Below are 16,100 nucleotides of genomic sequence, written 5' to 3' on the forward strand. Positions count from 1 at the left end.
CGCAGGCCCTCGGTTATTTTCGCACTGCACGGGTGACTCGAATTAGCCGGAAAGCCGGTTCGCCACTCATTCTTGGGGTTTCGCCCCAAATGAGCCGGGGGCCTTCGCATAAGGTTTACATTGCGCTGCGCTCACTTTTAAAACCGCGCCGCATATTTCCAGCCATCATGCGTTTTCCTTCGCTTCCGCACGCCCTCAAATTCTCCCGTCGTTTCGTTCCCGCCGCCCTCGCCGGCCTCCTTGGCCTGATGCCGTTCGTTGCGTCAGCCCAGACGCACACTCCGACTGAGAGTCACTTTACGGACTATCCCGAGCTTGGCGGTCCGATCACGAGCGGAGACTGGAATTTCGGAAATTATTCGCTCTTCGCCAATAGCTCGGCCGGAGTCAGTGGCGGCACGCAACGTTTTTACTTGGGTCAGCTCTCCGCGTCGGTGGCCAACGCCGTAATCGGCGGGCAACAGAGCTTCTATAACAACAGCCGGCTCCTGGCCTCGGCCACCCACAGCTTGACCAACACAGACGGTTCGAGTGGCGCCAACGTGTTCCTCTACGACACCTCCTCTGCCACCGCTGAAGCCTTGAATTCATTCGGCACCGGCGCGTCGCTCACCTTCGCAGGAGGATCGGGTCCCTGGACTGGCTACAGCCAGAGGCTGAATCTCAACGGCTACGACACGACGATCGGCACGATCACCAGCATCGGCACGAACGGATTCGTCGTAAACACCGGTTCCCAGGCCGCGCAACTCACCGTCCATTCTGGAAATTTCGCCGGCGTGATCACCGACAACGGCACCGAGGCGATCACCTTGGTGAAGGCAGGCCCGGGCACGTTTACGTTGTCGAGCGGTGCCATCCAGAGCTACACGATCTACAACTCGAGCCCCACCCCCGGAACAACAACCACGCCCAAACAGCACGACTACCGCGGCGGCACGACGATCAACGGCGGCACATTGATGGTCACCAACACCACGGGCAGCGCCACCGGCACGGGTAATGTCCTCGTCAACGCGGGCGGCACGCTCGCCGGCACGGGTATTATTTCCGGCGCGGTCGATGTCTCCGGCACGCTCGCTCCCGGCGTCAACGCCATCGGCACGCTCACCACCGGCGCGCAAACCTGGCAAAATGGCGGCCGCTACAACTGGGACATCAGCGCGCTCGCCTCGAACCCCGGCACCAACTCCGATCTCCTGACCATCAACGGCGCTCTTACCGTTAATTCCGGCACGTCCGGCAACGATCGTTTTTCGGTGGGCTTAAATACTAGCGCCGCCCTCGACAGCCGGTTGGCCGGCTTCACCTCTTCCAGCAATTACGAATGGACTCTGGCGACGACGACCGGGATCAACGGCTACGCGGCCAATAAGTTCTCCATCGACACCGCACAATTCGGCAACGCCTACAACGGCACCTTCGGCGTCACCACCACCGGCAACACCCTCAAGCTGACCTACACGGGGGCGGCAGATCACGAGTTGGGTGATGTCGCGACAAGTAGTAACGGCGACATCACCTCCGGTGTGCATCGGGTCGCGGGCGGAAGTTCTTTTGTTGTCGATACGGCTGCAGGCGTGAGCGGCGGCGAAATTATCGTCCAAAACTCCACCCTTTGGCTCGATGGCGGGACGATCACCGGCGGCACGCAGGTTTTTGGAAGCGGAGGAAGCTTGGGCTTCTTGGGCGAGATCAGCGGCGGTCTCCAATTATTTTCCGGAAATGCCTCCATATCATCGCCTACGATTGGAACCGGCGGCACGATCAGTGGTGGCACCCAGCGTTTCACCGGCAGCCCCGTATTCATCGGATTCACGGTCACCGGCGGCACCCAGGAGTTCGCCTTCACGGGAACTCGGGTCACGATCGGTCGCGCTGGCACCTTGGCAGGAGGCACCCAGACCTTCACCACTTCCGTAGAAGTTTTCGCAGATAAAGCCGACGCGGTGAGCGGCGGCACGCAGAACTTTACCGTCTTCTCTAAGCTCTTCGCCGAACACGCCGACGCCATCACTGGAGGCATGCAGAATTTCTCCGACGGATCTGTGCTCAACGCTCGTGTCGCCGGCGCAGTCAATGGCAGCACGCAGACATTCTCCGACAATTCCCGGCTAAATCCGTCCGCCACCGGCGCGGTGGTCAGCGCGAACATCACGCTCAAGGACACTTCTGGTATTTCCATCGCCGCCGCCAATGCGCTCTCTGCGGGCACGAACATCTCCTTCGACAACACCAACGGTGGCTCGGGCGGCACGCTCTTTCTCAACGGTCACTCCACCACCGTCGGAGCGCTCTCCTCTGTCAGTTCCGGCGCGGGCATCATCACCAATGGATCGGCTGCCAACGCTACGCTCACCGCCAGCTCCGGCACGAGTCAGACCTTCAGCGGCGTCATCGAAAACGGCAGCACGGGCACGCTCGCCCTCACCAAAAGCGGCGCAGGCACGTTGACCCTCACCGGCACGAACACCTACACCGGCGCCACCACCGTCAACGCCGGCACCCTCGTCGTGAGTGGAAGCATCGCGAGCAGTTCACTCACCACCGTCGCCTCCGGCGGACGCCTCAGCGGTAGCGGCTCGGTCGGCGCGCTCACCGTCTCCGCCGGCGGCACCCTCGCGCCTGGCAACTCACCGGGCACCCTTTCCGCTGGCAATACGACCTGGGCCAGCGGCGGTAATTACCACTGGGAAGTCAACGACGCCGCGAACCCCGGCACCGGTGCCGGCACGCGTTACGATCTCCTCTCCGTTTCCGGCACGCTCACCATCGCGGCCACTGCGGAAGATAAATTTACGATCACGCTCGCCTCGCTGCTCGCCAACAACACCGCTGGTAACGTCATCAACTTCAACAGCGCCTTGAACTCCAGCTACACCCTCGCGAGCGCATCGAGCATCATCGGTTTCGACGCCGCGAAGTTTAACCTCAACAGCACGGGCTTCACGAACAACCTCAACGGCGGCTCCTGGAACATCTCGCAAGTCGGCAACACTCTCTCCCTCAACTTCGCCGCCGCCGCGATCCCCGAGCCGTCCACCTACGCCATGATTTTCGGCGCCCTCGTGCTCGGGCTCACGCTCTACCGCAAACGCTCCCGCCGCTCATCTCCTGGTTCTCACTAGGAGATCCCTGCGAATGACCATACAACATCTCACCCGTTAGGTGACATGTTGCCGACGGGGTCGGGTTTTGCGTCTGACTCGCGCTGACCGCACCGCTCACCGAAACGGCACGCATTTTTTATCCGCCGACTGTGGTGCCACCCATCACCGGCAAAACTATACCTGTGATGTAAGATGAATCGGCGTCCGAAGCCAGGAACACATACGCAGGCGCGACTTCCTCGGGCTGGCCGGGACGTTTCATCGGCGTATCGGCGCCAAATCGCGACACTTCTTTCGCCGTCCGCCCGCGGTCGGAAGGATTGAGCGGCGTCCAAATCGGACCCGGCGCGACGGCGTTGATGCGAATTCCTTTTTCCACCAACTCCATCGAAAGCGTTTTAACCAACGCATTAAGTGCGCCTTTGGTGGAGGCGTAATCCTGCAGCCCTTTCGAACCGAGCAACCCGGTTTCGGAACTCGTCACAATGATTGCGGCTCCCGGTTGCAGGTGCGGAAGCGCGGCTTGCACGAGCCGGATGCACGCGAACACGTTCGTCTCATAGGTTTGGTAGAGTTCTTTCTCTGTCAGCTCGGCCACACTTTCCTTGTGCGCCTGGTGCGCGGCGTTCGAGACAAGAATGTCGAGCTGGCCGAATTCTTTCATAGTCGCGGAGATGAGTTTAGCGGGGAGTTTTGGATTGGTAAGATCGCCCGGCAGCAACACACAGCGACGTCCCAACGCTTCAATCACGCGCTGGGTTTCACGGGCATCGGATTTTTCCTGCGGGAGAAAATTGATCGCGATGTCGGCACCTTCCCGCGCGTAAAGCACGGCCACCGATCGACCGATTCCTGAATCACCGCCTGTAATCAACGCAATCTTCCCCTCGAGCTTATTGGCCGCACGGTAACGCGGAGCGGCGTAGCGAGGCTTCGGGTTCAGTTTGGACTCAAGCCCGGGTGCACGCTGGTGTTGCACCGCGAACGGGAGCTTCGGCTCCGATTGCATCTGCGGTTTTTTTGACGACAAAGAGGATTTTTTCATAAAAGGAGCTCGCCCGAGTTGTGCGGTGAACCACTAGGAGTTCCGCAGCGACGGGACGTTCCCGCACGTTCTCCGAGCTAATGCATCCGGAATTCTCCCCACATGCCTTACGCGCCGGCAAATCGCTTTTAGCGACGAGCCATCTTCCCGCGTTTAGTTTCGATGATCTGTTCGCGCACTCGCACCGCCGTCGGCTTGGGATCGACATCCAGGCCTTGGGCCATGCGATAGGCGTAGGTGAACTCCACGCCGTAAAAAAGAATCGCGCAGGAATAATAGACCCAAATCAGCAGCGCCACGAGCGAACCGGCCGTGCCGTAAATTGAAGCAACCGTCGAATGCCCGAGATAAAGCGCGATGAGGTAGCGGCCCAAGCTGAACAACAATGACGTGATAAATGCGCCGATCCACACGTCGCGCCAGCGAAGCTTTACGTCAGGCAGCACCTTAAAAAGGAGCGCGAACAACACCGTGATCACGAGGAGGCCCACGCCAAGATTCGCCGCTTGGAGTAGCGCCGGCGAGGCCAGCAAGCCTTGATCGAATAATTTAAAGAAGGCCGTCAACGCAGTGCTAACCGCTAAAGAAACCAAAAGCAGGAACCCAATCGTAAGCACCATCGCAAAGGAGATGAGCCGCTGGAAGATTATGACCACCCACCCACTGCGGCTAGGTTTGGCGCGCACCCCCCAAATATCATTCAGGGAATCTTGCAGCTGACCGAACACGGTGGTCGCACCCACTAGCAACAGCACAATTCCCACCGTGGTCGCAAACCAAGTGGCGTCTTTTTGTTCGCTCGCTTTCGCAGCCGCGGCGACCACTTCTGCGCTCGCCGCTCCGATGAGCTGGGTAATTTGCGTCTGAAACTGCTGGCTCGCCTGCTCTCTCCCCAGAAAAAACCCCACGATGGTCACCACGATGATCGTGACGGGCGCGAGCGAGAAGAGCGTGTAGAAACTGACGGCAGCCGAATGCTTGAATGCATTATCCGCATTCCACGCCTTGGCGGCATCCAGAGGGATTTTTAACCATGTCTTCAATCCTTCGTAGTCCTTGCATTGGCAGGGCAAGTTCCGGCTATCGGGAATTTCCCTATAGCGGTTATTATCATCGCCTTGCACCACGTTGTTTGCTCACTGATTTAGCGTAGTTTTCGAACATTGGCACACACCCTCCTCGGTCGATTATGAAAAAAAATCCCCCGGCTTGCCCCAAGAAGCAACGCATTGAAATGGTTTCACCCAAGCGCGCGACTGGCGGTTCGACTGAAGAGGTCAGTCCGGAAATGCGCGAGATCCTCCGGGTCTTGGTCGCATTCAAAGGCGGAGATTTTTCCGTGCGCCTGCCTTCCGACTGGACGGGCGTGCATGGAAAAATCGCCGACACACTCAACGACATCACGGCGCTAACGGCGAAACTCGGCGACGAAACCGCACGCGTGAGTCGCGCGGTGGGCAAAGAAGGACGACTCAAGCAACGCGTCAAAGTGCACGGCGCGTCGGGGAGTTGGGCCGACAAGGTCGAATCGATCAACACGCTCATCGACGACTTGGTGTGGCCGACCGCTGAAGTGACGCGCACCATCAGCGCGGTGGCGAAGGGCGACCTCACGCAACCGATGGCGCTGGAAGTCGAAGGCCGCGCGCTCGAGGGCGAGTTCCTCCGCAGCGCGCGCATCGTGAATACGATGATCGACCAGTTGGGCGTGTTTACTTCCGAAGTCACGCGCGTGGCCCGCGAAGTCGGCACCGAGGGTAAACTCGGCGGCCAGGCCAAGGTGACGGGCGTCAGCGGTGTGTGGCGCGAGTTGACCGAGAGCGTGAATCAGATGGCGGGCAACTTGACGGCGCAGGTGCGCAATATCTCCGACGTGACCATCGCCGTCGCGAACGGCGACTTGTCGCGCAAGATCACCGTCGACGTGCGCGGCGAGATTTTGCAACTGAAGGAAGCGATCAACACGATGGTGGAACAGCTGCGTTCTTTCGCTTCCGAAGTGACGCGCGTCGCGCGCGAAGTCGGTAGCGAAGGCAAACTCGGCGGCCAGGCGATCGTGCCGGGCGTGGCCGGCACGTGGAAGGATTTGACCGACACGGTAAACTCGATGGCGAGTAACTTGACCGGACAAGTGCGCAATATCGCCGAGGTGACGACTGCCGTCGCCCGCGGCGACCTTTCGCGCAAGATCACCGCCGACGTCAAAGGCGAGATTCTCGAACTGAAAAACACCATCAACACGATGGTCGATCAGTTGAACTCGTTCGCTTCGGAAGTAACGCGCGTCGCGCGCGAAGTCGGCACGGAAGGCAATCTCGGCGGTCAGGCGCAGGTCGTCGGCGTCGCTGGCACGTGGAAGGATCTCACCGACAACGTGAATTTCATGGCGAGTAATTTGACCGCGCAGGTGCGCAACATCGCCAACGTCACCATCGCCGTCGCGAAAGGCGATTTGTCGCGCAAGATCACCGTCGACGTGAAGGGCGAAATCCTCGAGCTCAAGAACACCGTCAACACGATGGTCGATCAGCTCAACGCGTTCGCTTCCGAAGTGAGTCGTGTCGCGCGCGAAGTCGGCACGGAGGGTAAACTCGGCGGCCAGGCGCAGGTGACCGGCGTGGCCGGCACGTGGAAGGATTTGACCGATAACGTGAATTCGATGGCGAACAACCTCACCGGTCAGGTGCGCAACATCGCCGAGGTGGCGACCGCGATCGCGAAAGGCGATCTGTCGCGCAAGATCACCGTCGACGTGCGTGGCGAAATTCTCGAACTGAAAGACACCGTCAACACGATGGTCGATCAGCTGAACGGTTTCGCCTCCGAAGTGACGCGCGTCGCGCGCGAGGTCGGCACCGAAGGCAAACTCGGCGGCCAGGCGGATGTGCGCGGCGTGGCCGGCACGTGGAAGGATCTCACCGACAACGTGAATTCGATGGCCAACAATCTCACGGGTCAGGTGCGCAATATTGCCGAGGTCGCGACCGCGATCGCGAAAGGCGATTTGTCCCGCAAGATCACCGTCGACGTGAAGGGTGAAATTCTCGAACTCAAGAACACCGTCAACACGATGGTCGATCAGCTGAACGGTTTTGCCTCTGAAGTGACGCGCGTCGCTCGCGAGGTCGGCACCGAAGGTAAACTCGGCGGCCAGGCTCAGGTCGTCGGCGTCGCCGGCACGTGGAAGGATCTCACCGACAACGTAAACTCGATGGCGGGTAATTTGACCGCGCAGGTGCGCAACATCGCCGACGTGACCATCGCTGTCGCGAAAGGCGATTTGTCCCGCAAGATCACCGTCGACGTGCGCGGCGAGATTCTGCAGCTCAAGGAAACCATCAACACGATGGTCGAGCAGTTGCGCTCGTTTGCCTCTGAAGTGACGCGCGTCGCGCGCGAAGTCGGCACCGAAGGCAAACTCGGCGGTCAGGCGCAAGTCGTCGGTGTCGCCGGCACGTGGAAGGATTTGACCGACTCCGTCAACGCGATGGGCGCCAACCTCACCTCCCAAGTGCGTAACATCGCCGAAGTAACCACGGCGGTGGCGCGCGGCGATTTGTCGCGCAAGATCACCGTCGACGTGAAGGGCGAAATTCTCGAGCTCAAGAACACCGTCAACACGATGGTCGATCAGCTCAACGCGTTCGCGTCCGAAGTGACGCGCGTCGCCCGCGAAGTCGGCACGGAAGGCAAACTCGGCGGCCAGGCGCAGGTCGTCGGCGTCGCCGGCACGTGGAAGGATCTCACCGACAACGTAAACTCGATGGCGGGCAATCTGACGTCACAGGTGCGCAACATTGCCGACGTGACCATCGCGGTGGCAAACGGCGACTTGTCGCGCAAGATCACCGTCGACGTGCGAGGCGAGATCCTGCAGCTCAAGGAAACCATCAACACGATGGTCGAGCAGCTGCGCTCGTTCGCTTCGGAAGTGACGCGCGTCGCGCGCGAAGTCGGCACGGAAGGCCGGCTCGGTGGCCAAGCCATCGTGCCCGGCGTCGGCGGCACGTGGAAAGATTTGACCGACTCCGTCAACGCGATGGCGACCAACCTCACGCTCCAAGTGCGCAACATCGCGGAAGTAACCACCGCGGTCGCGCGCGGCGATTTGTCCCGCAAGATCACCGTCGACGTGAAAGGCGAAATTCTCGAGCTCAAGGACACCGTCAACATCATGGTGGATCAGCTGAATTCCTTCGCCGCTGAAGTGACCCGCGTGGCGCGCGAAGTCGGCACGGCCGGTAAACTTGGCGGCCAAGCCGAAGTGAAAGGCGTCGCCGGCACGTGGAAGGAACTCACCGACACCGTGAACGTGATGGCGGCGAATCTGACCAACCAGGTGCGCGGCATCGTGAAAGTCGTGACCGCGGTCGCCGGCGGCGATTTGCGCCAGAAGCTCACCGTTGAAACGAAAGGCGAAGTCGCCGCGTTGGCGGAAACGATCAACAACATGACCGACACGTTGGCGACCTTCGCCGACCAGGTGACCAACGTGGCGCGCGAGGTCGGCGTTGAAGGCCGTCTTGGTGGCCAAGCGCACGTGCCGGGCGCTTCGGGCACATGGAAGGATTTGACGGGTAACGTGAATCTCCTCGCGGCCAATCTCACGACGCAGGTGCGCGCGATCGCCGACGTGGCGACCGCGGTGACGAAGGGCGATCTCACGCGCTCCATCAGCGTCGAAACGCGCGGTGAAGTCGCCGAGTTGAAGGATAACATCAACACCATGATCGGCAACTTGCGCGAAACGACGTTGCGCAACCAGGAGCAGGACTGGCTCAAGACGAATCTCGCGCGCTTCACCGGCATGTTGCAGGGCCAGCGCGATCTGGTGACCGTCGGCCAAACGCTGCTGTCGGAACTCGCTTCCGTCGTAAACGCGCAGCGCGGCACCATCTATCAAATGTCCGGCATCGACGAAGATTCGCCCGGCCAGGCCGGCGGACAGCTGCACTTGCTCGCGAGTTACGCGACGGGCGGGCGTCACCGTGAACCGCAAAGCTTTGCGGTGGGCGTGGGCTTGATCGGGCAGTGCGCTTTGGAAAAGCGCGGCATTCTCCTCAACGACGCGCCGCCAGACTACATCCGCGTGCATTCGAGCCTGGGCGAGGCGGCCCCGCGCCACGTCATCGTTTTGCCTGTGTTGTTTGAAAGCGAAACCAAGGCGGTCATCGAACTGGCCTCGCTGCACGCCTTCACCCCCGCGCACTTGAGCTTCCTCGAGCAGCTGACCCAAAGCATCGGCGTCGTGCTCAACACGATCGAAGCGAACATGCGCACCGACGAACTCTTGAAGCAGTCGCAGGAACTCACGGCGGAGCTCCAGACCCGGCAGTCCGAACTGCAAAACACCAATCAGGCGCTCGCCGACAAAGCCAAACAGCTCGCCGACCAAAACGTGGAAGTGGAGCGCAAGAACAACGAAGTCGAACAGGCCCGCCACGCGCTCGAAGAAAAGGCCGCCGAACTCGCCCTCACCTCCAAATACAAATCCGAGTTCCTCGCGAACATGTCGCACGAGCTGCGCACGCCACTCAATAGCATCCTAATTCTCGGACAGCAGCTGACCAACAACGCGGGCGGTAACCTCACCGAAAAACAAGTCGAGTGGTCGAAGAATGTTCACTCAGCCGGCAGCGAATTGCTCAACCTGATCAACGACATTCTCGATCTTTCCAAGATCGAGTCCGGCACCGTTTCGGTCGAGGCCGAGGAAGTGACCTTCCGGAATGTCCACGACACTATTGAGCGCAATTTCCGCCACGTCGCCGAGTCGCGCAACCTGCCTTTCGTCGTCGAGTTCGATGCCGATCTCCCGCCGAAACTCACCGTGGACTCAAAGCGCCTGCAGCAGATTTTGAAAAACCTGCTCTCCAATGCGTTTAAGTTTACGCACCAGGGCCAGGTCACCGCGCGTGTGTTCCTGCCGAAATCCGGCTGGAATCGCTCCCACCATATCTTGAGCCGCTCACCGCTGGTCGTAGCCTTCGAAGTGACCGACACCGGCATCGGCATTGCGCCGGACAAACAACGTTTGATCTTCGAGGCATTCCAACAAGCGGACGCCAGCACCAGTCGCAAATACGGCGGCACTGGCCTCGGCCTCGCGATCAGCCGCGAATTGAGCACGTTGCTGGGAGGAGAAATCCGCCTGGTGAGCACCCCCAACAAGGGCAGTATATTCACGCTCTACCTGCCACTGCACTACACCGGCCCCGCGCCGGATCTGGTTCAGACCAAGCGAATCGAACCGGAAGGGAGATCGAGTGCATCCACGCCCGCCACACCGGCGGTCATTGAAAAAGTCGACGACGACAGCGGAACGCTTCAGCCCGGCGAGCGCACGTTGCTGGTGATCGAAGACGATGCGAACTATGCTCGGCACTTGCGCGATGTCGGACGCGCCAAGGGCTTTAAGGTGGTGGTTTCACAACGGGGCCAGGTCGGTCTCGCGCTGGCGCGGGAGATTCAACCTTCCGCCATCTTTCTGGACGTCTTCCTGCCCGACATGCTCGGCTGGACGGTGCTGAACAATCTCAAACACGATCCCGGCACGCGGCATATTCCCGTGCAAATCATGTCGGTGGAAGAGGAGCGCATGCTCGGACTTGACCGCGGCGCTTTTAGTTTCCTGTGGAAAACGACGACCGCCGAACATCTCGAGGCGACCTTCGACCGGCTCTCGGTGTTTCTCCAGCCGCATACCAAGCGGCTATTGGTGGTCGAAGATAACGACCGGGAGCGCGAGGCCGTCATCGACCTCCTCAAACACGACGATATCGAAATCACGGGCGTGGCGACTGGCGGGGAAGCGCTCGCGGTCCTGCTCGACCGCCCGTTCGAATGTGTAGTGCTGGACTTGCGACTGCCGGACATGACGGGTTTCGAATTACTGGAAAAAATCCAGGCGGAGCCCGCGTTGCATAATATTCCGATCATCGTTTTCACCGGCAAAGATCTCACCACGTCCGAGGAGAAAAAAATCCATCTCACCGCCAAGAGCATCGTGCTAAAAGACGTGCGTTCACCTGAACGCCTGCTGGATGAGACGGCGCTCTTCCTCCACCGCTCAATCAAGGAACTCCCCCTTGAGAAACAACAGGTCATCGACCGCCTGCATCACTCGAACGATATCCTGAAAGGACGCAAAGTGCTCATCGTGGACGACGACGCGCGCAACATCTACGCCCTGGCCAGCGTGCTGGAAGGGGCCTCGATGGAAATCCTCAGCGCGACGAATGGCCGGCAAGCGATTGAGTTAATCGAAAGCACGCCGGATCTCGCCGTGGTCTTGATGGACATCATGATGCCGGAAATGGACGGTTACGAGACGATGGCCGAAATCCGCAAGAAGCCCCAATACCGCGCGCTGCCGATTCTCGCCGTCACGGCCAAAGCAATGAAGGGCGATCGCGAGAAATGTCTCGAGGCCGGCGCTTCCGACTACCTTTCAAAGCCGATTAACACCGAGCACCTCCTCTCGCTGCTGCGCATCTGGCTCTACCGTTAAAGCGCGCCGCACCACGTCATGGACGCTTCCCTAAATCTGCTGCTGGTGGACGACCAACGCGAAAATCTCGTCGCGTTGGAAAGCCTGTTGACGTTGCCCGACTACAAACTCACCTCCGTCACGTCGGCTCGTGACGCGATGATCGCACTGCTCAACAAAGAATTCGCGTTGATCGTGCTCGACGTGGAAATGCCCGAGATGAACGGCATCGAACTCGCGCGCGCAATCAAGGAGCGTCAAAAAACACGCGATGTGCCGATCATCTTCCTCTCCGCGCATCACGACGCGGAAGGAGACATTTTAACCGGCTACGGCGCCGGTGCTGTCGACTACGTCACGAAGCCCCTCAACGTCGCGATCCTGCGCTCGAAGGTGGCGGCCTTCGTCGAGCTGTATCGGAAAAACCGCGAACTCAAACTCGCCAACCTCGCGCTTCAATCAGAGATCGCCGAACGCCGGCTGGTCGAAGCCGCGCTGCAAGAAGCCAATCGAATCAAAAGCGAGCGCACCGCGGAGTTGCACGAAATGGTGCAGGAGCTGGAGGCGTTTTCCTACAGCATCGCGCATGACATGCGCGCGCCGCTGCGGGCGATGCAGGGATTTTCTCACATCCTGCGGGCGGAGCATGCGGATCGTCTGGATGAAGAAGGTTTGGAATATTTGCGCCGCATCGCGAGCTCCGCCACGCGACTGGACCGGCTCATTCAGGACGTGCTGAGCTACACAAAAATTCTCCGGGCGACGACGCTCCTCCAACCGATCGACCTGGACCGTCTCGCGCACGACATGATCGCGACTTATCCCGACTGGCTGCCGCCGCGTGCGACGGTTTTTATCGATGGCACGCTTCCACGCGTCTCTGGGAACGAAGCGTTTCTCACCCAATGTTTTTCCAACCTCGTCGGCAATGCGGTGAAGTTTCAGCCGGCCGGCACACATCCTCGCGTGAGAATCTGGGCGGAGCCCCGCGAAGACGAAGTGTGCATCTGGGTTGAAGACAACGGCATTGGCATCGCGCCCGAAAACCACCAGCGCATCTTTAATCTGTTCGAACAAGTGAATGCGCCCTCCGAATACGAAGGCACCGGCGTGGGCCTCGCCATTGTGCGAAAGGCGGTCGAACGGATGAACGGGCGCTACGGTTTTGAATCGGCACTCGGTCATGGCAGCCGTTTCTGGTTTCAACTGAAGGCCGCTTCCGCATGAACCGGACAATTCTTTTGGTCGAGGATGATGACAACGACGTCTTCTTATTTAAGCGGGCTTTGAAGCGATTGGGAATAATGGCTCCTGTGCACGTCGCGTCGGACGGACAGCAAGCGATCGATTACTTGGAAGGCATTGGAAATTTCTCCCACGGCGAAAATTTTCCGTTTCCTCATTTGGTGCTGTTGGATCTGAAACTGCCGCGCGTGAAAGGACTGGATGTGCTCAAACGCATCCGCACAGGCCAGGGTGCCCAGCCGATTATAGTCATCCTCAGCGCGTCCAAAAACACGAGTGACGTATCGAGCGCCTATGAACTGGGAGCGAATGCTTATCTGGCAAAACCCCCGGACTTCGAGAGCTTCGTCACGATGGTCTCTTCGATTGCGAGTTTTTGGCTGACCTACAACCAAGTAAGGTTTCCGGAGCACCTGAACAGAAATAAGCCGTAAGGCTGGGCGTTCTCAGGCAAACTTAGCGCCTGTGATCCCAAAGAAATAAGCTTCACGTCGCGCTCTCAATCTCGCGATCCATCGCTGCCATCAACGCCGTCGCGTTGATTCTCTGAACCTCCACGCGCGACCGGCGGCGTGCAATTGCTTGCCCTTGGTGACGCATTTCCAAAGCTGCCCGGTGCATGCCTCCGAGCCCGCGTCGCCTTCTGTTGATCGATGACGATCGCACCCTTTGCGCGCTGATCGGGGATTATTTGCGGCCGCACGGCTTTGAAGTGAGCGCTTGTCACCACGGGGAAACAGGCGCGGGGCGCGCGACCGCGGAAACGTGGGACGCCGTGCTCCTCGACGTTTCATTACCGGGACTTGGTGGCTACGAGGTCTTGAAAAAAATCCGCGCCACCTCGCCCGTGCCGGTGGTGATGCTCACGGCCCGCAACGACGAATCTGATCGCATCGCCGCACTCGATCACGGTGCCGATGATTTCGTGCCGAAGATTTTTTCTCAACGGGAACTCCGCGCGCGCCTTGAGGCGGTGCTGCGTCGCTCGCGGCCGAGTCACGCGGAAACGGCCGCGCTCAAGCCGGCCCATGCGGCCCCGCTCATCTCCGGCGATTTGCGGATCGATCTCGCGGGCCATCGCGTCACCCACGCCGGCCAGCCGCTTGAATTAACCGCCGCGGAATTCGCCGTGCTCGTGAGCTTGATCAAATCAACTGGCACCGTGCTGACCCGCGCCGAGCTGGTGGAACGCGCGCGTTCCCGCGAATTCGAACTCTTCGATCGCTCGATCGATGTGCACATTTTTGCGTTAAGAAAAAAGCTCGGCGATGCCGCGGAGAATCCACGCTACATCCGCACGGTGCGCGGCGCGGGTTATGAGTGGGTCGGCGAAAAATCGGGCGCGTTGTGTTAAGACTTGGTTAATTTGCCCGACAACGCCGCCGCGCTCGCGCCACTTTCACCACTGTGCCTCCGTCCCGAGATAATTTTTCCCTCTACCGCCAGCTCGCGCTGTGGGGTTTGATTTATCTCATTCTCGCCGCGTGCACCTCGGTGTGGTTCATCAACGAAAAACTCGGCTTCGGCTGGCGCGCGTTGCTCGACGGTGAAGTCGGCGATCCGGTGTTTGTTTACCTCACGGGGTTCGAGCCGGAATTTCAAAACGCGCACTCGGTTGCAGACGTTGAAACCGTGCTCACAAAAATCCGCACGCAGATGAACCTGGACGCGCAACTCGTCACCGGTCGCGAAGGTCAGCGCCTCGCGGGCGACGCGTTCGCCCTGGCACCGGAAATTCTTTTAATGCACTCGCCGCCCGGCGGTGGTCAAAGCGGCGGCCCACCCGGCGGCGGACGTCCTCCCGAAGCGCCCAACCCCGAGCGCGTCGCCCGAGCCACGCAGGAATATTTCGGCGGCCCGCAACGCCGGCCGGTCGCCGCGGGACAACGTCCGCCGGGACGCCTCGGCTCTAAGTTGCAGGGCTTCGTCTCGCGCGATCCGAAATTCTACTGGATCATCCTCCGCGTGCCGATTCCGAGTCCGGAGGATTCGTTCGTGCCGCCGCGCTCCTCCTTGATCCTGCGCACGGCTTCACCGTGGCGGGCCCTGGGCAACCTCGCCCTCGCGCCGCTGGTCACGCCGTTGGTCACGCTCACGCTTTGCTCGCTCGTTTTCTGGGCGCTGCCGATTTGGTGGATCACGCGCCGCCTGAACCGCGCCACCGCCGCGACGGCGCGCATCGCCGCGGGCAATTTCGATGTGCGCCTCGAACCCGGTCCCGCCGACGAAATCGGCCGGCTCGCGCTTTCCATCAACGAACTCAGCCGCCGTCTCGCCGAACACACGAACGGCCAGCGGCGTTTCATCGGCGACGTCGCGCACGAGATCACCGCGCCGCTCGCCCGCCTGCAATTTGCCGTCGGCATTCTCGCCGAAAATGCCGAACGCGATCCCGCGCAACGCCCCGCCGCCGAACAAGTGTATCGCGAACTCGACAGCACACTCGCGCTCGTGAACGAACTCCTCGACTACGCCCGCACCGGAAAAACCGGCGCAACCGCCGCGCCCGCCACGCTCGCCCTGAAACCGTTTGTCGAAAAAATCATCGCCGAGGAAAACGCCACCACGCGCACCACGCTCACGATTCCAGAGACCATTTCCGCGCGGGCCGACGCGAAACTCCTCGAACGCGCGCTCTCGAATCTCGTGCGCAATTTTCTCCGTCACACGCCCGGCGAAGCCTTACTCGCGATCACCGCCCACGCCGCTCGCGACCGCGTGGTGCTCACGCTCGCCGATAACGGTCTCGGTGTGGCGCCTGAATTGCTCACCAATCTCGGTGAACCTTTTTTCCGTGGCCAAGCCACCGCGCCGGATCAACCCGGCCATGGCCTCGGCCTCGCCATTGTGCGCACCTGCGTCACCGCGTGCGGCGGCGAAGTAATTTTTCGCGCCGCAACGCCTCATGGCTTCATCGCCGAAATCAGTTTGCCCTCCGCCTAAGGTCGGGCCCGATCTCCGAGCAACCCGAGGGCGGTTAAGGATAACCGCCCCTACCTCGATACAGGGGGAATGTGGAAATCAGGAAGGCGGGAACGATTCAGTGGATGGCTTTCCTGAGTTCCTGATTTCCACATTTTATTCGGTAGTTTTCATCCAAAGCTCGGCCCGCTCGGAGATCGGGCCCTACCCACAGTCGGCGCCTTTCCGCGCTGTGTTAAGGAAAGGTTAAGATACTGGGAGCGGCGTCGCTGTCGCATGACATTGGCAT

Annotated in this window: 8 protein-coding genes; 6 read left to right on the forward strand and 2 right to left on the reverse strand. The window is 60.3% G+C overall.

Annotated elements, in window-relative coordinates:
• Positions 1-167: 167 nt before the first annotated feature.
• The gene (locus tag ACRRQW_RS03915) at positions 168-3,128 is read left to right on the forward strand and encodes a beta strand repeat-containing protein (protein ID WP_438479950.1); all 2,961 of its coding nucleotides are present in this window, start codon (positions 168-170) and stop codon (positions 3,126-3,128) included.
• A gap of 118 nt (positions 3,129-3,246) precedes the next feature.
• On the opposite strand, the gene ACRRQW_RS03920 is transcribed toward ACRRQW_RS03915, so the two are convergent.
• Complete coding sequence (locus ACRRQW_RS03920) at positions 3,247-4,155, reverse strand: SDR family oxidoreductase (RefSeq protein WP_438479951.1); 909 nt, start codon at positions 4,153-4,155, stop codon at positions 3,247-3,249.
• Positions 4,156-4,283: 128 nt separating this feature from the next.
• Positions 4,284-5,228 carry a YihY/virulence factor BrkB family protein gene (locus ACRRQW_RS03925; RefSeq protein WP_438479952.1) on the reverse strand — a complete coding sequence of 315 codons (945 nt, stop codon included), beginning with the start codon at positions 5,226-5,228 and terminating at the stop codon, positions 4,284-4,286.
• Positions 5,229-5,389: 161 nt separating this feature from the next.
• On the opposite strand from ACRRQW_RS03925, the gene ACRRQW_RS03930 reads away from it, so the two are divergent.
• The 5 genes from ACRRQW_RS03930 to ACRRQW_RS03950 all read left to right on the forward strand — a co-directional run bounded on the left by ACRRQW_RS03930 (position 5,390) and on the right by ACRRQW_RS03950 (position 15,832).
• Entirely contained in the window at positions 5,390-11,665 is a 6,276-nt protein-coding gene (locus ACRRQW_RS03930) for a HAMP domain-containing protein (RefSeq protein WP_438482341.1), read from the forward strand.
• Between the two features lie 18 nt (positions 11,666-11,683).
• On the forward strand, positions 11,684-12,871 hold the full coding sequence (locus tag ACRRQW_RS03935; protein ID WP_438479953.1) for a sensor histidine kinase: 1,188 nt from the start codon (positions 11,684-11,686) through the stop codon (positions 12,869-12,871).
• Positions 12,868-13,323, forward strand: coding sequence for a response regulator (locus ACRRQW_RS03940; protein ID WP_438479954.1), 456 nt, complete (start codon positions 12,868-12,870; stop codon positions 13,321-13,323). The genes ACRRQW_RS03935 and ACRRQW_RS03940 overlap by 4 nt, the downstream gene beginning before the upstream one ends.
• Positions 13,324-13,508: 185 nt before the next feature.
• Positions 13,509-14,243, forward strand: a complete 735-nt coding sequence (locus tag ACRRQW_RS03945; RefSeq protein WP_438479955.1) for a response regulator transcription factor — start codon at positions 13,509-13,511, stop codon at positions 14,241-14,243.
• Between the two features lie 53 nt (positions 14,244-14,296).
• Complete coding sequence (locus tag ACRRQW_RS03950; RefSeq protein ID WP_438479956.1) at positions 14,297-15,832, forward strand: HAMP domain-containing sensor histidine kinase; 1,536 nt, start codon at positions 14,297-14,299, stop codon at positions 15,830-15,832.
• The last annotated feature ends 268 nt before the right edge of the window (positions 15,833-16,100 follow it).

Origin of the sequence: Oleiharenicola lentus (assembly GCF_051660365.1) — a bacterium.
Classification (GTDB): Bacteria; Verrucomicrobiota; Verrucomicrobiia; order Opitutales; family Opitutaceae; genus Lacunisphaera; species Lacunisphaera lenta_A.